Here is a 19,508-nt window from a genome sequence, read left to right as displayed (position 1 = left end):
GGGGCTAGAGCGCCGCCTGCATCTCCTGCATGCGGCGGATCTCGGCCGTCTGGGTGACGCTGACGTCCGTGGCCAGCTCCTCGATCTTGATGTGCGAGCCCGCGGTCAGGACCCGATCGGACATCTCGAGGGCGCCCAGATGGTGTTTGATCATCAGCTCCAGGAACCGCCGGTCGAAGTCCTTGCCCGTGGCCGCCTTCAGCGCCGCCATCTGCTCGGGCGTGGCCATGCCGGGCATGTCGCCGTGCGCCGCGTGGTGGTCGGGCACCTTCTGGTCCTGCTCCTTGAGCCAGGTGGTCATGAACTGGATCTCCGGGCCCTGGGCCGTCTTGATCCGGTCGGCCAGGCCCTTGAGCTTGACCGAGTCCGCCCTGGTGGGAGCCAGGATCGCCATGTCGAGGGCCTGCCGGTGATGGACGATCATGTCCTGGACGTACGTGATGTCGGCGGCGTTGGCCGTGGGCCCGGGAACGGCGGTGGCCGCCTCGCCCGGGGCCAGTGTCCGGGCCTGCTCACCCGGACGGCCCGGGGCGAGCACCGGCGCGGTGGAGTCGGCCCGCGGCGCCGAGGTCGCGCCTGAGGAGCAGCCGGACAGGGCAATCAGCGTGCCCGCGATGACGATGAGCGCGCCGCGCACTCGGCCTCCTGACTGGCTCGGGACGAGAATGCGGACTCTAGGCCATGTATCGCCCGAGCGAAAGAGGTTGAAACGGAACAAGATTTGACACATTGGACACTGGCCAGGTCCTGGGCCGTGAGCGAGGATGACGGAGATTTATGCCCCCTTTATAGGAGGACCACGGAGTGTTCACCCCCCGCAGGGCCCTCATCCTGGTCGCCGCCCTCGTGGCGGCAACGGGCGCCACACTGCCCGCCCAGGCTGCGGACATCCCGGCTCCCGGCGAGATCGTCATGAGCTCCAACATCACGCACGTCACGAACGTGCCCAAGCCGCAGGCGCTGTCCGACATCCACACCGACATGGCCTTCCAGGGCGACTACGCCTTCGTCGGCAACTACTACGGCTTCTCGATCTACGACATCAAGCAGCCGAAGAAGACGTCGCTCGTGAGCTCGGTCGTGTGCCCCGGCGGCCAGATGGACATGTCCGTCTACGGCAACCTGCTGTTCGGGTCCGTCGACTCCTCGCGTAACGACGACTCGTGCAGCAGCACCTCCCAGAGCGCCTCCGTCAAGGAGTCGTGGGAGGGCATGCGCATCTTCGACGTGAGCGACAAGTCCAACCCCAGGTACGTCAAGTCGGTCGAGACCAACTGCGGCTCGCACACGAACACGCTGGTGCCCGACCGCGCCGGCAAGAACGTCTACATCTACGTCTCCTCCTACGGTCCCAACGCGAACTACCCGGACTGCAAGCCCCCGCACGACCTGATCTCGATCATCAAGGTCCCGATGGACAACCCGGCCGCCGCGGCCGTCATCGCGACGCCGAACCTGTTCCCCGACGGCGGCAACCCCGGCCTGCCGCTGCCGTACCCGAACGGCAAGTCGGCCACCACCGGCTGCCACGACATCACCGCCTACCCCGAGAAGGGCATCGCCGCGGGCGCCTGCATGGGCGAGGGCGTCCTGCTCGACATCTCCGACCCCGAGCAGCCCAAGGTCACCGCGAAGGTGCGCGATGACGTGAACTTCGCGTTCTGGCACTCGGCCACGTTCAACAACGAGGGCACGAAGGTCGTCTTCACCGACGAGCTGGGCGGCGGCAGCCGGGCCACCTGCAACGCGGCCATCGGTCCGAACAAGGGCGCCAACGCCTACTACGACATCGTCGGCGGGCAGCTCGTGTTCAAGGGCTACTTCAAGATCGCCCGTCACCAGGCCGACACCGAGAACTGCGTCGCGCACAACGGCTCGCTGATCCCGGTCAAGGGCCGCGACGTCATGGTGCAGGCGTGGTACCAGGGCGGCGTCTCGGTGGTGGACTTCACCGACTCCGCCCACCCGCAGGAGATCGCCTACTTCGAGCGCGGGCCGGACGAGACCGCTCCGCCGCTCGACGGCGGCTTCTGGTCGGCGTACTACTACAACGGCTACATCTACGGCTCGGACTTCAACCTGGGCCTGGACGTGCTCAAGCTCAACGACCCGCGGACGAACCAGGCCAACAGCGTCAAGATGGGCCAGCTGAACGCGCAGACGCAGGGCTCGTACCCCGAGCACGGGCGCGGCGTCCCCGGCGGCAACTGACCCGACGGCTGACCGCGCCACCGGCTCACTGCGGCGGCGCGAACCCGCCCGGAGTCGCCTTCGGCGGCTCCGGCGCGGGGCCCGGCTGAGGCCGGTCCGGAACTCTCTGCGGATGCGCCTGCGGGTACGGCCCCTGCTGCTGGTACGGCCCCTGCGGCGCATACGGCCCCGGCTGTGGGTACGGCCCCGGCTGCGGGTACGGCGCGTACGGCGTGGGCCGCGGCGCGCCGCCGGCTGTCAGGGCGGCGGCCTGGCGCGCGAAGCGGGCCTCCTCCCGCCGCCGGCGCTCGGCCAGCACCGCGCTCAGGTACGCGTGCGGCGGCACCCCCGCGGGCGCGGCCGGCGACACGAAGGCCGCCGTCTGCGTCGCGATGCGCACCCCCATGTCGTGCTGGACCTGCGGCGTCAGGTCGTGCCAGCGCATCAGGTACTGGCGGGCGGCCTGCGCCACCTCCTCGGGAAGCTGGGACAGCTCCAGGGTGGCGGCCCACGCGGCCAGCGGGGGCGGCATGAGGATGGCCTGCCCGCTCTCGCGCGGTCCCCGGTCGGAGATCACGATGGTCCCGGCGAAGATGTCGCCGAGCCGCTTGCCCCGCTGGGAGACCAGCGAGGAGATCAGCGCGGGCGCGCCGGAGAACATCCAGAACTCCACCAGCCCGGCCAGCCCGCGGAACAGCGCCTGCCGGAAGCGTTCCGGGCTGCCGTCGTCGGCGACCACCCGCAGGCCGAGCGCCAGTTTGCCGAGGCTGCGCCCCCTGCTGAGCGTCTCGAAGAGCACCGGATAGCCGATCATGACCAGCACCAGCAGTACGATCATGGCCGCGCCGAGCATGGCGTCGTCCGTGACGACCGCGAACGCGCCCAGGAGCATGTACGCGCCGATCAGCACGACGAGCTGCACCGTCATGTCGATGACGAACGCCATCGCGCGCGAGGGCATCTGGGCGACCCGCACCTCGACGACGACGGCGTCCCCGGTCACAACCTCTGACATATGTGGAGCCTAACGGCATTGCCGCACTGATCGAGCGGCCACAATGGTCGGGTGGACATCGATGCGTTCGTCACAGCACACCGCCCCGTCTGGGACCGGCTCGACCACCTGGTCAAGAACCGCTCCTCGCTGACCGGCGCGGAAGTGGACGAACTGGTCGACCTCTATCAGCGGGTGTCCACGCACCTGTCCATCGTGCGCTCCTCCTCCCGTGACGCGGTGCTGGCCGGACGGCTGTCGGCGCTGGTCGCCAGGGCCAGGTCGGCGGTGACCGGCGCGCACACGCCCGCCTGGCGGGAGCTGGCCCGTTTCTTCACCGTCTCCTTCCCCGTGGTGGCCTACCGGGCGCGGTGGTGGTGGCTGGCCACGGCGCTGGCCAGCATCGCGGTGGCATGGGTGCTGGGGGCGTGGGTGGCCGCCAACCCCGACGTGCAGGCGGCGATCGCCTCGCCGGACGAGATCGCCCAGCTCGTCGACCACGACTTCGCCGACTACTACTCCGAGCACCCCGCCGCCTCCTTCGCCAGCCACGTGTGGGTCAACAACGCCTGGGTGTCGGCCCAGGTCATCATCTACGCCATCCTGCTCGGCATCCCCATCCCGTTCATCCTCTACAGCAACGCCGAGAACGTCGGCGTCTCGGCCGGGCTGATGGCCTCCAGGGGCAAGCTGGACATCTTCTTCGGCCTGATCACACCGCACGGCCTGCTGGAGCTGACCGGCGTCTTCCTGGCCGCCGCCGTCGGCCTGCGCCTGGGCTGGACGGTGATCGACCCGGGGCCGCGCAAACGGCTGGAGGCGCTGGCCGAGCAGGGCCGGGCGGTGATGAGCGTGGCGCTCGGGCTGGTCGTGGTGCTGTTCGTGTCGGGCCTGATCGAGGGGTTCGTGACGCCGTCCGGGCTGCCCACGGCCGTGCGGGTGGGCATCGGCGTGCTCGTCGAGGCGGCCTTCCTGGCGTACGTGATCGTCTTCGGCCGCAGAGCCCTGCGTGAGAACGAGACCGGCGACGTCGAACGCGCCCCCGACGTCGCCCCCACGGCCTAGAGCCGGCCCGCGGCCTTCAGCGCCAGGTAGGCGTCCGCCAGCGCGGGCGCGATGTCCTCGGGCGGCGCGTCCACGACCTCGACGCCGTGCCGGCGCAGCCTGGCCGTGATGCGCCTGCGCGCGAGCTGGGCCTGCTCGGCCGCCGCCGCGTCGTAGACCTCCTCGGTGCTGCCGCGCCTGGCCGCCATGGCCGCCACCCGCGGGTCGGACACGCCCGCGACCAGCACCAGGTGTCGCGAGGACAGCTGCGACAACACCGGCATCAGGCCCTCGTCGAGCGCCGCCGCGTTGAGGTCGGTGAGCAGCACGACCAGGCAACGCCGCTTGGCCCGGGACAGGACGGCGGCCACCATGCCCTGCCCGTCGGCCTCGACCAGCTCGGCCTCGATCGGCGCCATCACGTTGACCAGCGACGACAGCAGCTCGGTACGGGACGCGCCGCTCACCCACGCGCGCACCGCCCGGTCGTAGGCCAGGAAGTCGACCTGGTCGCCGGCCCTGGCGGCGAGCGCGGCCAGCAGCAGCGCCGCGTCCATCGACCAGTCGAGGCGCGGCCAGCCGGGGGCGGGCCGCGGGTCGGGACGTACCAGCAGCCCCGGGCCCTGCGCGGCGGCCCCGGCCAGGGGCATCGGCGCGTCGCCCACCCGGCCCGCCGACGTGCGGCCGGTGTCGAGCACGATCAGCACGCGCCGGTCGCGCTCCGGCCGCCACGTGCGCACGACCACGTCGTTGCGGCGCGCCGTGGCCCGCCAGTCGATGGACCGCACGTCGTCGCCCACCACGTACTCGCGCAGCGAGTCGAACTCGGTGCCCTGCCCGCGCACCAGCGCCGGATGCCGGCCGTCGAGCTCGCGCAGCCGCGCCAGCCTGGACGGCAGGTGCTTGCGCGACAGGAACGGCGGCAGCACCCGTACCGACCAGGGCGAACGATGGCTGCCCTGGCGGGCGGCCAGGCCGAGCGGCCCGACCGAGCGCACGGTCACCGCCACCGACGACCGGTCCCCGCGCCTGGTCGGGTTGAGCGTGACCACGATCCTGCGCCGCTCGCCGCCCGGCACGTCGAGCTCGGCGACCCGGGGGACGGCCCCGGCCGAGGGCGGCCAGGCGTCCCTGATCCGGCCGCGCACCCGCCTGCGGCCCGGGTTCTCCACGATCAGCTCGACCGTGGCCGTCTGCCCCAGCCGTACGAGCGTGTCGCCCGAACGGTGGAGCCGCAGGGGCCGCACGGCGCCCGCGAACACCAGGTCCACGATGATCGCGGCGGCCAGCAGCAGGCAGACCCCGGCCAGCGCGGCGCCGGGCTGCGGCGCGAGCAACACGACCACGATCCCGGCCGCGGCGAGCAGCCCGGCGCGTCCCGTCAGAGCCATCGACGCCTCCCGGCCCTCTCGCGTGCGTCGGAGCGGGCCATCAGCGCGGGACCGGGACCGAGGCCAGGATGCCGTCGAGCAGGCCGTCGGCGGTCGCGCCCTCCAGCTCGGCCTCGGGCCGGAGCTGGACGCGGTGCCGCAGCGCGGGCCTGGCCAGCGCCTTCACGTCGTCGGGCGTCACGTAGGGACGCCCGGACAGCCACGCCCACGCCCTGGAGGCCGCCAGCAGCGCCGTCGCCCCTCGCGGCGAGACGCCGAGCTGCAGCGACGCCGAGCTCCTGGTCGCACGGGCCACGTCGACGATGTAGCCGAGCACCTCGGGGGCCACGTGCACCTGGGAGACCGCCTCGCGGCCGGCCGCCAGGTCCTCGGCCGTGGCCACGGGCTTGACGTCGGACAGGTCGCGCGGGTCGAAGCCGCGGGCGTGCCGTTCGAGCACCGAGATCTCGTGGTCGCGCGGCGGCAGCGGCACGGTCAGCTTGAGCAGGAACCGGTCGAGCTGGGCCTCGGGCAGCTGGTAGGTGCCCTCGTACTCGACCGGGTTCTGGGTCGCGCAGACCACGAACGGGTCGGGCAGCGGCCGGGCCGTGCCCTCCACGCTCACCTGCCGCTCCTCCATGGCCTCCAGCAGCGCCGCCTGCGTCTTGGGCGGGGTGCGGTTGATCTCGTCGGCGAGCAGCAGGTTCGTGAAGACCGGCCCCTCCCTGAACTCGAACTCGCTGGTCTTCGCGTCGTAGATCAGCGAGCCGGTCACGTCGCCCGGCATCAGGTCGGGCGTGAACTGCACGCGCTTGAAGTCGAGCGACAGGGCCGCTGAGAGAGTGCGCACCATCAACGTCTTGGCCACGCCCGGCACGCCTTCGAGCAGCACGTGCCCCCGGCACAGCAGGGCGATGACGAGCCCGGTGACCACGGCGTCCTGGCCGACCACGGCCTTGGACACCTCGGCCCGCAGCGCGCCGAGCGCCTCCCTGGCCGCCTCGCCCGAGGGGGCCACGCGGAAAGTCTCCTCAGAGTTCACTGACCTGCCTTTCGATGGAGTCCAAGTACCCGGCCAGCGCGACGAGCCCGGCGTCGTCGGCCGGCGGCGGGCCGTACAGTGCGGCGCCGACCACCTGCGGGTCGTCGGCGATCCGCGCCGCGAGGGCCGCGACCAGCTCGTGCGGCCCGGCGCCCTGGGCCAGGCCCAGGCGGGGCGTGAGCCGGTCGACCGTGCCGGCGCGCAGCGAGTCGGCGGCCCGCTGCCTGGCCCTCCTGGCGCGGTAGAGCCTGCCGCGGCCCTCGACCGTCTCGGCGGCCCGCACGACGACGGGCAGCTTCTCGGTCACCACCGGCCCGAGGCGGCGGCCCCGCCAGAACGCGACGAGCGCCACGGTCAGGCAGGTCATCAGGATCGCCCACGGCACGCTCGGGGGCATCAGCTCGTACATCGACCTGCCCTCGGAGCCGGGCAGGTCGAGCGGGGGCGGATTTTCCGGGCGTACCAGCCAGGTGACGGGCCTGCCGGTGCCGACGAGGTTGAGGGCGAGGGCCGCGTTGCCGTCCTCGGGCAGGCGCAGGTTGGTCATGAACTCGCCGTCGCCGACGACCGTGGTGGTGGCGCCGTCGGGGGTGCGGTAGCTGACCAGGGAGTAACCCTCGCCCGCCGGGTAGCAGGCGGCGGCGCCGGGCGGGCCGTTCAGCACCAGGCCGCCGACGTACGCGCTGCCGGCCCGCGCGGCGGCGGGCAGCGCGCACTCGGGAGCGCGGGAGCGCACGCGCGACGGCTCGCGCTCGGTGCTCGTCCCCGGGGCCAGCACGTCGAGGCCCAGCAGGTCGCCGACGATCAGCCGGTCGCCGGGGATCTCGGCGAGCCGGTGCTCGTCGAGATAGGTCAGGTCGGTGACCAGCAGCAACCGCCCGCCGCCCGCGGCCTTGGCGGCGGCCGCCTCGACCGAGTCGACCCGGTCGACCTGGACGCCGCGCGCCCGCAGCAGCTCCGCCAGCGCCTTCGACCCGGCGAGCGAGGTGTCGGCGGGGTCGAGGAAGCGCGAGGGGCCACGCTGCGGGCCGAACAGCACCGCGGCCACCGCGACCAGGACGACGACCAGGCCGAGCAGCACGATCATGCGGCTCGCCCGCCAGGTGGAGCGGGCGGTGGGGGAGGTCGAGGCGGAGGGCCCGGCGGCCCCCGGCGCGGAGGCGGTGACCGGGGCGGTGTTCGCGCTCGGCGCGCTGCCGGCCGCGGCCGGCTCCGAGTTCCAGACGCTCACGACAGCCCGCCCCCACGGCGAGCGGGACGGGCCGCGCCTGGCGCAGCCGCTCGTCCAGGTCGCTCATCGCCTGGTACGCGGCCTGCGTGCCCGGTACGCCGCCGTAGCTGACGTCGTCGAACGAGCGCGCGGCGGCGGCCAGCTCGGCGGCGAAGCCGGGCAGTGCCCTGCCCGCCTCGGCGGCCAGCTCGTCGGCCGTGCGGCCCGGCATGCCGTCCACCAGCGCGCGTTCCTCCAGGTCACGGGCGATGGCGCGGAGGCGTTCGCGGATGGCCTGCGTCCAGTCGCCCTCGGCGGCCAGGCGTTCGGCGGCCCTGCGGTGCTCGGCGGCGTTGAGCACGCGCTCGCCGTAGAGGCCGCCGGCGGCCATGGCGTTCCTGCGGGCGGTCCTGCGCAGCCGCCAGGTGACCAGCAGGATCACGCCCAGGAGGATCAGCGTGATCACGACCGCGGCGATGATCCCGCCGGCCGGACCGCCGCCCGTCACGGCGTCGGTCAGGTCGCCGATGAACTGGACGAAAAGCCGGTAGAGCCGGTCGAACAGGGATTCCTTCTCGTATCCGGGCTTGAGGAGCTCCTCGGCCGCTCTGCGCGCCGCCTCCTCCCGGCCGACCGGGCTCACGACCTGGCTGAGTTGGACGGGTGCCAGAGGTCGTCGGCCGAGGCGTGCACCCAACCCTGGCGCTGCTGCTCGATCGCCGCCGTCTGCAGCACGAGGTCGAACGCCTCGCCGCGCATGCGCCGGTCGGCGTAGAGCAGGCCGGAGACGCCGGCCTGGAAGGGGTAGGAGAACATCGCGCTCAGCGTCGCGCCGGCGGCGATGAACACCGCCGCGACCACGGCCGAGCCCGGCGAGCCGGCGCCGAGCATGCCGATCAGCGTCCCGCCGAACGAGAACGGCACCGACAGCACCCCCGACACCAGGCCGACCAGCAGGGACGTCAGCAGCAGGATGCCGAGCACCCGCCAGAAGTCACCGGTCACCAGGTGCCACGAGCGCCGCATCGCGTCGATCGGCCCCCTGCCCTCCAGCACCACGGCGGGCGCGGCGAACGCGAAGCGCGTGGTGATGAACAGGTAGTACGGGATGAACAGCAGGACGAACAGCCCCATCACGCCGAGGGTCAGCCCGACGCCCTCGGAGGAGGAGACGTTCATCGCCAGCGCCACCACGACCAGCGTGACGACGATCAGGGGCACGACCATCATGACGGCCATCAGTCCGACGACCCCGAACAGCGCCGGGAGCCGGCCCTTGCTGAGGTGCCAGGCCTCGGCGGCGGTGATGTTGCCGCCGAAGACGGCCCGGCCGAGGATGCGCGTCAGCACGCCGGTCAGCACCGTGACCACGACGAACTGGATCGCGTACGAGACCAGCATGCCGCCGTACTGGGCGACGATGCCGTAGAAGCTGTCGAGACCGGCGGAGGCGGCCTGCGGGTCGTCGAGGATGTCGCCCATCGAGCCGAACATGACCGCCTGCCCCACGGCCAGCGGCACCGCGCCGAGCAGGGCGGCGACGGCGGACAGGCCGAGCACGGCCTTGGGGTTGGACCTGATCAGCTTGATCGTGCCGTCGAGGATGTCGCCGAGCCCCAGCGGCCGCAGCGGGATGATGCCGGGCCGCAGCGCGGGCGGCGGCATGTAGCCGTAGCCGGGCTGCTGGTAGCCGGCCTGCTGGTACCCGGGCTGTTGGTATCCGGGCTGGGGATGGCCGGGCTGCGGATGACCGGACTGCGGGTGGCCCGGCTGGGGGTAGGGTGGCTGAGGCCCCGGCGGGCCGTAGGGCGGCGGCTGGGGGGCTTCGCCCTGCGGCTCGTACGGTTGGCCGTACGGCGTCTGCGTGGGCGATCCCGGCGCGGTCCACGGTGAAGCCTGCGGGGCGCTGTAGGGCGGGGGCTGTTCAGCAGACCAGCCTGGGGGCGTCTCGGGCGTGCGTCCGTGACCGTCTGACATATCCCAATCCTGGCACGCTGGGCGGGTGGCTGGTGTCACCGAGGTGATTCGCCGGCTCATCTTGCCCTCATTTATCGGCGAAACGGGGCAAGGAAGGCAGCCGGGGATGGCCGAAAGTCGCTCCGTTACCGCAGACTGGGTTTGTGGTTGCGGGGGGAACCTAAAATTCGCCTTTCGTAGGCCTCATGTCCCACACATGGGCCGACCAAGGGTAACCTTCAGCGATCGTGCGGGTATGTCCCACAATGCGTAGAACGAATGAGGGGCCATGAAAGGTCGCGTGCTGGTCGTCGACGACGACGCCGCTCTCGCCGAGATGCTCGGCATCGTGTTGCGCGGAGAAGGCTTCGAGCCGTCCTTCGTCTCCGACGGCGACAAGGCCCTCGACGCGTTCCGGGATACACGCCCGGACCTTGTCCTGCTCGACCTGATGCTGCCGGGCGCCGACGGCATCGACGTGGCGCGCAGGATCAGGGCGGAGTCGGGGGTGCCGATCGTGATGCTCACCGCCAAGAGCGACACGATCGACGTGGTGCTCGGGCTGGAGTCCGGCGCCGACGACTACATCGTCAAGCCGTTCAAGCCCAAGGAGCTCGTGGCGCGGGTGCGGGCGCGGCTGCGCCGCACCGACGAGCCGACGCCCGAGATCCTGCAGATCGGCGACATCACCATCGACGTGGCCGGCCACTCGGTCAAGCGCGGCGAGGAGACGATCAACCTCACGCCGCTGGAGTTCGACCTGCTCGTCGCCCTGGCCCGCAAGCCGCGCCAGGTCTTCACCCGCGAGGTCCTGCTCGAGCAGGTCTGGGGCTACCGGCACGCCGCCGACACCCGCCTGGTGAACGTGCACGTGCAGCGACTCCGCGCCAAGATCGAGAAGGACCCCGAGCACCCCGAGATCGTCGTGACGGTCCGCGGCGTGGGCTACAAAGCCGGCCCCGCCTAGCCTTCGCCCCGCCCCGCCATGCCCCCGACCAAGAAGCCCCGCCGCCGGACGATCCGCCAGATTCTCGGCGGCGTCCGCCGGAGGGTGCGCCGTGCGGCGGGCCGGGTGCGCAGCGTGTGGCGGCGCTCGCTGCAGCTCCAGGTGGTCACCAGCACGCTGGTGATCTCCGTGACCGTCGTGGTCGTCCTCGGCACGTTCCTGTCCGACGAGATCAACAGGTCCGTGGTCGAGAGCAGCCAGCAGTCGTCGCTCAACGAGGCGTACGCCGACCGGCTGCAGATCGCCGACGCGCTGATCCCGCCCTCCGACGACGGCGCCAAGGCCCCCGACACCGACCAGAAGGTCAACCCGCTCGACGAGGTCATGGACACCGTCACCGGGTCGGGCGAGGACGGCTCCAAGAAGCGCTACGACGTGCTCATACTCAACGAGGCCACGCCCGGCATGTCGCGGGCCTCGGGCCGGGTCGTGCAGGCCGACGTGCCCGCCTCGCTCCGGCAGCACCTGCAGAAGTACATGAACCGGGCCGAGTACGGCAAGACCGAGGCCCAGATCCAGTCGATCAGGTTCGCCGGGCAGAGCCAGGCCACGCTGACGTACGTGGTCGGCGGCGTCGTGCACGAGCCCCTGACCGGCGAGGACTACCAGGTCTACCACTTCTTCCCGTTCAGCGAGGAAGAGGAGCTGCTGTCCAACGTCCGGCTGGCCATCGTCGTGGTGGGGCTCGGGCTCGTCCTGCTGCTGGCCGCCATCGCGTACCTGGTCGCCCGGCAGGTCGTCACGCCCGTGCGGCTGGCCCGCCAGGCCGCCGAGCGCCTGGCCGCCGGCAAGCTGGACGAACGCCTCAAGGTGCGCGGCGAGGACGACCTCGCCCGCCTGGCGAACTCGTTCAACGAGATGGCCGCCAACCTGGCGCTCAAGATCCACCAGCTTGAGGAGCTGTCGCAGGTCCAGCGCCAGTTCGTCTCCGACGTCTCCCACGAGCTGCGCACGCCGCTGACCACCGTCCGCATGGCGGCCGACCTGCTGTACGACGCCCGCGAGGACTTCGACCCCATGGCCGCCCGCTCGGCCGAGCTGATGCAGGCCCAGCTCGAACGGTTCGAGTCGATGCTGGCCGACCTGCTGGAGATCAGCCGCTACGACGCCGGCGCCGCCACGCTCGACGTCGACTCCGTGGACATGCGCGACGTCGTCCACCGGGCCATCGCCGACTCCGAGGCGCTGGCCGAGCGCCACTCCACCCGCTTCGACATCCGCCTGCCGCACGAGCCGTGCATGGTCGAGGTCGACAACCGCCGCGTCGAGCGCATCCTGCGCAACCTGCTGTTCAACGCCATCGAGCACGGCGAGGGCAGGGAGATCGTGGTGACCGTGGGAGCCGACCGGGACGCCGTCGCCGTCGCCGTGCGCGACCACGGGATCGGGCTCAAGCCGGGCGAGGAGACGATGGTGTTCGACCGGTTCTGGCGGGCCGACCCGTCCAGGGCCGGGACCATCGGCGGCACCGGGCTCGGTCTGGCCATCTCCCGCGAGGACGCCACGCTCCACGGCGGCTGGCTGCAGGCGTGGGGGCAGCCGGGCGAGGGCTCGCAGTTCCGCCTCACGCTGCCCAGGCTGGCCGGGGCCGACCTGAAGGGCTCGCCGCTGTCGCTGGTGCCGCCCGAGATCGAGATGCGGCGCACGTGGCGCAGCCACATGACGCCGGTGCTGCTCCCGGCCTCGGGGGACGGAGGCGGCCATGAGGAGGACTAGACGGGTCGGGGCCGCGGTCGCCCTGGCCGCGGCCGTGGCCTGCGCGGGCTCGGGGTGCACGGTGATCCCGGTGAGCGGGCCGTACACGGTGAGCGACACCGGGGGCGGCGATCCGCTGAACAAGCCGTTCCAGCGCATGATCGCCATCCCGCCGCGCGACGACTGGGACCCCGAGCTGCTCATCAAGGGGCTCCAGGCGGCCATGGCGGCCTACCCCGACGACCCCACCGTGCTGGCCAGGTACCTGACGCCCAAGGCCCAGGCCAAGTGGAAGGCGTCCGGGCCGGTGACGGTGATCGAGGACGCGTACCAGGTGGAGTACCCGGGGGAGGGCGACGAGGCGGAGACGTACGGGCTCAAGGGCAAGCAGGTCGCCCGCATCGACCCCGACGACGCGTACGTGCCGCTGTCGGGGAACGCGCCCGAGCGGCTGTTCGTGCTGAAGAAGGACGCCCGGGGCGTCTATCGGGTCGACGACCTGCCGGACGGGCTGCTGCTCACCAAGTCCGACGTGGCGCGGGCGTACCGGCTGACCAACCTGTACTACCTCAACAGCGCCCGCGAGCGCCTGGTCGTCGACCGGGTGTGCCTGCGGCTCAAGCCGACCGAGACCTTCGCCCAGACCATCGTCAAGCGGCTGCTCAAGGGGCCGAGCAGCGCGCTGCGCGGCGCCGTGGGCACCGTGTTCCCCGAGGGCACGCGGGTCGAGTCGGTCGGCACCGGCGAAGACCGCGTCCTGGTCAACTTCTCCGGCCCGCTCCTGCCGCTCGACCTGGGCGAGAAGGCCGCCCTGGTGGCGCAGCTCAAGTACAGCCTGACCAACAACAAGGTCGCCAACAGCCGCACCATCGAGGTGCAGGTCGACGGCGAGCAGTACTGGACCGAGCCGCCCAACCTGGAGGCCCACTGGCTGGACAACGGCGGCGGCACGCCGTACTACACCAGCAAGGGCTCCGTGCACGTCATGAGCAACGAGGGGCCGGGCGTCGCCGTGTCCGGGCCGGCGGGGCAGGGGAACACCGACTTCAAGGCGTTCGCGCTGTCCACGCAGCAGACCGGCGCGATCGTCGCGGCGCGCACCTCCACCGGCATCTCCATCGCCGGGCTCACCCCCGAGGGCCGCTGGCAGCAGGTCATCGAGGGCACCGACCTCACCGACCCCACCTGGCGCCGCGACGGCTCCCTGTGGACCTTCGACCAGCACAACAAGGTCGTCCTGCGGTACGACCCCAACGGCGGGCGCGGCCCCGAGCGCGTCTCGGCCCCCGGGCTCGACGGCCTCGACGTCACCGCGTTCCGGATCGCCAGGGACGGCGTGCGGGTGGCCCTGCGCACCGGCAAGAACACCGTTCAGCTCGGGGCCCTGAGCGAGGGGCTCAACGGGCCCATGCTCGGCAACCTCCAGACGCTGACCTCGACGGAGGTCGAGTACAAGATCGAGGACATCGCCTGGGAGGACGACGAGCACCTGCTGGTCCTCATCCAGAGCAAGGCCGGGCAGATCCTGAACGAGATCGACATCGGCGACGGCGAGACCATCGGGATCCCGCTGAAGGACCGGCTGGCGCGGGTGACGGCGCTGAGCGGGCGGGTGCTCGCGGAGGCGAACACCGACAAGGGCCCCAAGATCATCGAGCTCAACCAGGACCGGCAGGGCTGGACCAGCAAGATCGAACCCAACGCCAAGAACCCGTTCTTCCCCCTGGGCTGAGAACACCTCCTCCCTTCCGCTGAGCTGGGGCGCGTGCCGTGACCCGCGGAACTGTCGGTGGTGCCGGGCATGCTGGGCGGCGTGTTGGCGGGGGTGCTTGATGTGTTCCTGCCGCAGTCCTGTGTGGGCTGCGGCGGTGTCGGGGCGCGGTGCTGCGCCGGGTGCGCGGCCGGGATGGCGGCCGCCCCCGCCAGGCGCGGGCCGCAACCGAGCCCGCCCGGCCTGCCCGAGTGCTGGTCGGCCGCTCCGTACGAGGGCGCGGCCCGCGCGGCGATCCTGGCGTACAAGGAGCGGGGTGCGGTGGGGCTGGCCGGCGTGCTGGCGCAGGTGCTGGCGTTCACCGTGCTCACGGCGCTGGCGGCCGGGGCCGGGGCCGGGTGGGCGCGGGGGCCGTTCGCCGTCGTGCCGGTACCGAGCGCGAAGAGGGCGCTGCGGGTCCGGGGGCACGATCCCATGGGCCGGGTGGCGGTGCTCGTCGCCCGTCACCTGGTCGCGTCCGGCGTGCGGGCCGAGCCGTGGGCGGCGCTGCGGCAGGCTCGGCGGGTGTCCGACCAGGCGGGCCTGAGCTCCACGCAGCGCGCCGCGAACCTCGCCGGGTCCCTCTGTGTGGCCGGGCGCGTGAAAGGCCCTCCAGCGCCGTCTGCGCTGCTGCTGGACGACGTCCTGACCACCGGCGCCTCGCTCACCGAAGCCGCGCGAGCACTGCGCGCCGCCGGCCTCCGGGTGCCGATGGCGGCCACCGTCGCCGCGACACGCCGAAGATCTTGAAATGCTCGGCATCACTGTCGGTAAAGAAAGATCCAATTCTTGGGGACGTCTTGAAGGGGGGATGTCTCTTCCCGGGAAGAAGAGGCAGCACTGCTCAGGCGGCCGGAAGGCGCGTGGCCGCAGGGGTTGGCGTGCGGTGGCACCGGGGTCATTCGGGCGTCCGGAACCTCGGGAAAATCACGGAAAGTGATCCTTTGGTAGAGGCTCAGGCTGACATTCGCCCAGGATGCGGATAGCGTTCTGACATGGCACCCGTCCGGGTCCGTGGTTGCGCAGAGTCGGTGTCCCCGGCTCTGCTAGCCGAGGCCAGCCGCAGGCAAAACGGTCCACGTAAGGCGACTCTTTGTCGACCGATCACGGTGCGGCTTAGGGGTAAGTCCTGCCTTCCCGAGGGTCCAGATGTCCCTCGCCAGAAGAGAAGGGCAGTAGTGGCAACAGAGCTGCGAAATCCTCAGCAGGCGAATGTGGGGTCGAAGACCAGGTCGGCCGGACGGGTGCCACCCGAGAACCCGGTGACGTCGTGGCGGAAGAGGGTAGCGGTGACAGAGAGGCGGACAGGAAACCCCGTCCGGTACGCACATCGTCGGGCGCTCTTGCTCAGTCGTTAGACGAAGGGGGGCTGTTGCATGGACATCATCGTCAAGGGTCGGCACACAGGAGTGAGTGACCGGTTCCGAGACCAGGTGACGACCAAGCTGGCCAGGATCGAACGTCTGGACAACAAACTCATCCGAGTCGATGTGGAGGTGTCCAAAGAACGCAACCCTCGCCTCGCCGACCAGCGCGAGCGCGTCGAACTCACCATCCATTCGAAAGGCCCGGCCATCCGCGCCGAAGCCTCGGCCGACGACCGGTTCGTAGCCCTCGACATAGCCCTCGACAAGCTGGAAGGCCGTCTGCGCAGGCTGGCCGACCGGCGCAAGGTCCATCACGGCAACCACTGCCCGCCCTCGGTGGCGGAGCTCACCGCGACGCTCCCTGACGTCGCCGGCCCGCCGCTCCGGGGAACCAAGTCCGTCCCCGAGCCGGCCGAGTCCTACGAGGACCTGCCGGTGCAGGAGGAGAAGCTCGACGACGACATCGTCCCGATCGAGATGGACGGCGACGGTCCGCTCGTCGTGCGGGAGAAGTTCCACAGAGCGGAACCCATGACCATCGACCAGGCCATGCTCGAGATGGAACTGGTCGGGCACGACTTCTACCTGTTCCGTGACAAGGAGAGCGGCCTGCCGAGCGTGGTCTACAACCGGCGCGGGTACAACTACGGCGTGTTGCGGCTCATAGAGCCCTGATCGCACACCGGAAGATCTTCTCGACCACCCGAGGACCGTGCCATACGTGCCATCATGGCGGTCCGACGGCTCTGGCCCCCCGACGAGGAGGAGACGTGAGCGAGCTCAGTCAGGTTCAGATGAGCGAGCGAAGCGAGGGTACTGACGGGACAACCGCCATGCGGACCGCCGCTACGGCCCCGACCGGGCGTGACAGTGGAGCGGCCGTCCGATGAGCAGGTTCCCCGTGAGCAAGGCAGGCGCAAGACGGACCGAGGAGGGCTCGTGACCGAGTCCGGCGAGGTCCGCACGGCAGACAGCGAGCCGATCCGCGTGCTGATCGTTGACGATCACGAGCTGATCCGGCGAAGCCTGGCGTTGACGCTGGCCGCGGAGCCCGACATCGAGGTGGTCGGTGAGGCGAGCGACGGGCAGGAGGCGGTCGAACTGGCCGATCGCCTCATGCCCGACGTCGCGCTGATGGACGTGCGCATGCCCCGGCAGGACGGGATCGAGGCGACCAAGAGCATCAGGGCGTCCGTCCCGAGCACCCGCATCATCATGCTGACGGTGAGCGACGAGGAGGAGGACCTCTTCGAGGCCATCAAGGCCGGCGCCACCGGTTACCTGCTCAAGGACGTGCAGATCAACGACGTGCCCGCCGCGGTGCGCGGCGTGCACGAGGGCCAGTCCTTAATCAACCCGGCGATGGCCGCCAAGCTCATCAGCGAGTTCGCGAACATGAGCCGCAAGGAGGCCGAACGCCCGCCGCAGCTGCCAGTGCCCCGGCTGACCGACCGCGAGATGGAGGTCCTGCGCCTGGTCGCCAAGGGCATGAACAACCGTGAGATCGCCAAGCAGCTGTTCATCTCCGAGAACACGGTGAAGAACCACGTCCGCAACATCCTCGACAAGCTCCAGCTGCACTCGCGGATGGAAGCGGTGGTCTACGCGGTACGCGAACGCATGCTGGAGATCACCTGACCCCGGCACGAGCCCCAGCGGAGGCCGCTGCCGGCCGCGCCCCCGATCACGTGGTGCGGGCCCGTGGAGGCCGCGCGATCACGTGACTGTATTGCGGGCTCGTGCGGAGGCCCCGCGATCACGTGACTGTATTGCGGGCCCATGCGGAGGCCCCGCGATCACCTGACTGTGGCGCGAGCCCGTGCAGAGGCCGCGCGATCACGTGACTGTGGTGCGGGCCCGCCCAGAGCATGCCGGGCGCGCCGCCGAGCCCGCCCTTCGGGGACGGTGACCCGGCGCGATCGCCACCCCGCGTCACCTGTTCCCCTTCTCCGGCCGTGGCGGGCGCGGCCGTAGGCGCCGGCCCGCCGCCCATCCCCGCTGATCGTCTACGGCCGGGGCGCGGTCAGGAGATGGGCGAGCTCCGGAGGGTCGGTGCGTTCGACGCGCACGGCGTCGCAGCCCACCCACTCGGCGGCCGACCACAGGGCGTCGCGCAGGGCGTCGGCCCACTTGGCGGGGGACAGGCCGGGCTCCAGGTGGACCTGACGGGCGACCAGGGTGGTGCCCTCGCGAGCCGGGTCGACCCGGCCGATCAGACGGCCCCCGGCCAGCACCGGCATCGTGAAATAGCCGTGGACGCGCTTCTCCTTGGGCACGTAGAGCTCAAGCTGGTACTTGAAGCCGAAGACGCGCTCGGTGCGGCCGCGGTGCCAGATCAGGGAGTCGAACGGCGACAGCAGCGTCGTGCGGTGGCGGCCGCGCGGCTCGGACTCCAGCGCCTGCGGGTCGGCCCACGCGTCGGCGTGGCCCCTCTTGGCCGGCCAGCCCGCCACCTTGACCGGCACCAGCCCGGCGGCGCCGCTGAGCAGGGCCTGGTCGAGCATCGCCGCGTACTTGCCCTTGAGCCGCAGGAAGTCGAGAAGGTCGGTACGGTTGGCCACCCCGAGCGACCGGCCCGCGATGGCGGCCAGCAGGACGACGCACTCCTCGTCGGACAGGTCGTCGGCCAGCAGGTCGGCGGGCACGACGCGCTCGGTCAGGTCGTAGACGCGGCGCCAGCCGACGCGGCGCACGCAGGTGATCTCACCGATGTCGAGCAGCCACTCCAGCCCGATCTTGGAGTCGGACCAGTCCCACCACGGGCCGCCGTTCTTGGCGCCGCCGACGTCGGACGTCGTGAGCGGGCCCGAGTCGCGCACCTGCTGCAGCAGCTTGTCGACGCTGTCGGGCACCTCGTGCCAGCGGTAGCGCCGGTCGCGGTAGGCGCGGCGCCGGAAGGCGTAGAGCGGCCAGTGCTCGATGGGCAGGATGCAGGCGGCGTGACACCAGTATTCGAAGCTCTGGGCGGGATCGTGCCAGTAGGCGCGCTCGACCGTGGGCCTGCCCACCGCGCCGAGGCGCGCGTAGGCGACCAGCTCGTGGGAGCGGGCCAGGACGGAGATCGTGTCGAGCTGTACGGCGCCGAGCCGGCGCAGCATGCCGCGCACCCCGGCCTTGCGCGCGTCGGCGCCGATGAGCCCCTGGGCACGCAGGATGACCCGGCGCGCCTCGTCGGCGGTCAGGTCGGTCACGTTCGTCATGCGGCGAACCCCGGACGGCTTTGGGGGACGGTAGAGCTATCCATGGGAGGAATTTAGCGGCGCCCACCGACAGAATCGGCCCGCCCCCGGCACACCCCGGACGCGGAACGCGCCCGAGCGACACGCTGAGCGCGGCGTCAGGAACAGGCCGGGGCGGAGCGAGGGCCAGGCGTACGGAAGCAGGCCAGGTCGGGCGAGGGGGAAGGGGTGGTGGGCAAGCCGGGCTGAGCGAGGGCCGGGGCAGGCGGGCAGGCTGGGCAGGGGTAGGCGAGGTGGGGAGGGGGCGACACGCCGATGTACTGGGGTTGGGGAATTGGATGCCGAGAACAAAGAGTCAGGAGCGGGCCGGGCATGGGAACGGCGGGCGCCCGGTTCGTCGGGGCCCGCCGTGTGCCGGGTGGGTCAGCGGTGGTCTTCGGCGCGCATGCCGACGCGGGGCGCGTCGATCACCACGTCCGTGAAGATGTCGAAGACGAGGGCGAGGATGCCGCCGACGACGAACACGCCGGCGCCGACCCAGACCAGCGTCCAGTTGTCGGCCGTCAGCCCGAAGCCGGCCACGATGGTGCCCACCACCATGACAGTCACGGCCAGCCACGAGGAGGCGCGCCCGCCGTGGTTGCCGAGATTCTCCGTGTGCTCGGACTTCTTCCCCTCAACCATGACTAAATCCTTCCTTTGCCG

Annotated in this window: 16 protein-coding genes; 8 read left to right on the top strand and 8 right to left on the bottom strand. The window is 71.5% G+C overall.

Features of this window, described 5'->3' with window-relative positions; translation table 11 throughout:
• Positions 1-4 precede the first annotated feature (4 nt).
• Positions 5-637: a DUF305 domain-containing protein gene (locus tag ACNF49_RS51625; RefSeq protein WP_357970246.1), complete on the bottom strand. Its 633-nt coding sequence runs from the start codon at positions 635-637 to the stop codon at positions 5-7.
• Positions 638-804: 167 nt separating this feature from the next.
• Between ACNF49_RS51625 and ACNF49_RS51620 the strand changes: the two genes are divergently transcribed.
• Positions 805-2,211, top strand: a complete 1,407-nt coding sequence (locus tag ACNF49_RS51620) for an LVIVD repeat-containing protein (protein ID WP_482942235.1) — start codon at positions 805-807, stop codon at positions 2,209-2,211.
• A 25-nt stretch (positions 2,212-2,236) separates the two neighbouring features.
• Here the strand turns inward: ACNF49_RS51620 and ACNF49_RS51615 are convergent, their stop codons facing one another.
• A complete protein-coding gene (locus tag ACNF49_RS51615; protein WP_357970250.1) occupies positions 2,237-3,205 on the bottom strand; it encodes an RDD family protein in 969 nt (322 codons plus the stop codon).
• Between the two features lie 51 nt (positions 3,206-3,256).
• Between ACNF49_RS51615 and ACNF49_RS51610 the strand changes: the two genes are divergently transcribed.
• Positions 3,257-4,249 carry a stage II sporulation protein M gene (locus tag ACNF49_RS51610; RefSeq protein ID WP_482942234.1) on the top strand — a complete coding sequence of 331 codons (993 nt, stop codon included), beginning with the start codon at positions 3,257-3,259 and terminating at the stop codon, positions 4,247-4,249.
• Here the strand turns inward: ACNF49_RS51610 and ACNF49_RS51605 are convergent.
• From ACNF49_RS51605 to ACNF49_RS51590, 4 genes are all read right to left on the bottom strand, one after another.
• On the bottom strand, positions 4,246-5,619 hold the full coding sequence (locus tag ACNF49_RS51605) for a DUF58 domain-containing protein (protein ID WP_482942233.1): 1,374 nt from the start codon (positions 5,617-5,619) through the stop codon (positions 4,246-4,248). The genes ACNF49_RS51610 and ACNF49_RS51605 overlap by 4 nt on opposite strands.
• A gap of 40 nt (positions 5,620-5,659) precedes the next feature.
• On the bottom strand, positions 5,660-6,616 hold the full coding sequence (locus ACNF49_RS51600) for an AAA family ATPase (protein WP_357970258.1): 957 nt from the start codon (positions 6,614-6,616) through the stop codon (positions 5,660-5,662).
• 13 nt (positions 6,617-6,629) lie between these two features.
• Positions 6,630-7,727, bottom strand: a complete 1,098-nt coding sequence (locus tag ACNF49_RS51595) for a DUF4350 domain-containing protein (RefSeq protein ID WP_482942232.1) — start codon at positions 7,725-7,727, stop codon at positions 6,630-6,632.
• Positions 7,728-8,489: 762 nt separating this feature from the next.
• On the bottom strand, positions 8,490-9,827 hold the full coding sequence (locus ACNF49_RS51590) for a DUF7847 domain-containing protein (protein ID WP_482942231.1): 1,338 nt from the start codon (positions 9,825-9,827) through the stop codon (positions 8,490-8,492).
• A 268-nt stretch (positions 9,828-10,095) separates the two neighbouring features.
• Here ACNF49_RS51590 and mtrA point away from each other — a divergent pair, with 268 nt between their 5' ends.
• From mtrA to ACNF49_RS51560, 6 genes are all read left to right on the top strand, one after another.
• Positions 10,096-10,773: an MtrAB system response regulator MtrA gene (gene mtrA, locus ACNF49_RS51585; RefSeq protein WP_043620615.1), complete on the top strand. Its 678-nt coding sequence runs from the start codon at positions 10,096-10,098 to the stop codon at positions 10,771-10,773.
• Between the two features lie 18 nt (positions 10,774-10,791).
• On the top strand, positions 10,792-12,528 hold the full coding sequence (mtrB, locus tag ACNF49_RS51580) for an MtrAB system histidine kinase MtrB (RefSeq protein ID WP_482942230.1): 1,737 nt from the start codon (positions 10,792-10,794) through the stop codon (positions 12,526-12,528).
• A complete protein-coding gene (locus ACNF49_RS51575) occupies positions 12,515-14,239 on the top strand; it encodes an LpqB family beta-propeller domain-containing protein (RefSeq protein WP_357970272.1) in 1,725 nt (574 codons plus the stop codon). Before mtrB ends, ACNF49_RS51575 begins: the two co-directional genes overlap by 14 nt.
• A 69-nt stretch (positions 14,240-14,308) precedes the next feature.
• The gene (locus tag ACNF49_RS51570; RefSeq protein ID WP_482942229.1) at positions 14,309-15,007 is read left to right on the top strand and encodes a ComF family protein; all 699 of its coding nucleotides are present in this window, start codon (positions 14,309-14,311) and stop codon (positions 15,005-15,007) included.
• A gap of 626 nt (positions 15,008-15,633) precedes the next feature.
• The gene (gene hpf / locus ACNF49_RS51565; protein WP_357970277.1) at positions 15,634-16,299 is read left to right on the top strand and encodes a ribosome hibernation-promoting factor, HPF/YfiA family; all 666 of its coding nucleotides are present in this window, start codon (positions 15,634-15,636) and stop codon (positions 16,297-16,299) included.
• A gap of 264 nt (positions 16,300-16,563) precedes the next feature.
• The gene (locus tag ACNF49_RS51560) at positions 16,564-17,262 is read left to right on the top strand and encodes a response regulator (protein WP_352326269.1); all 699 of its coding nucleotides are present in this window, start codon (positions 16,564-16,566) and stop codon (positions 17,260-17,262) included.
• 368 nt (positions 17,263-17,630) lie between these two features.
• Here the strand turns inward: ACNF49_RS51560 and ACNF49_RS51555 are convergent, their stop codons facing one another.
• Both ACNF49_RS51555 and ACNF49_RS51550 read right to left on the bottom strand, forming a co-directional pair.
• Entirely contained in the window at positions 17,631-18,824 is a 1,194-nt protein-coding gene (locus ACNF49_RS51555) for a winged helix-turn-helix domain-containing protein (RefSeq protein WP_482942228.1), read from the bottom strand.
• A 402-nt stretch (positions 18,825-19,226) separates the two neighbouring features.
• Positions 19,227-19,487, bottom strand: coding sequence for an HGxxPAAW family protein (locus ACNF49_RS51550; protein WP_357970282.1), 261 nt, complete (start codon positions 19,485-19,487; stop codon positions 19,227-19,229).
• Positions 19,488-19,508 lie beyond the last annotated feature (21 nt).

It is taken from the genome of Actinomadura sp. ATCC 39365 (assembly GCF_054392275.1).
The sequence above is the reverse complement of the archived record's forward strand: the minus strand, read 5'-3'. Positions and strand labels throughout refer to the sequence as shown.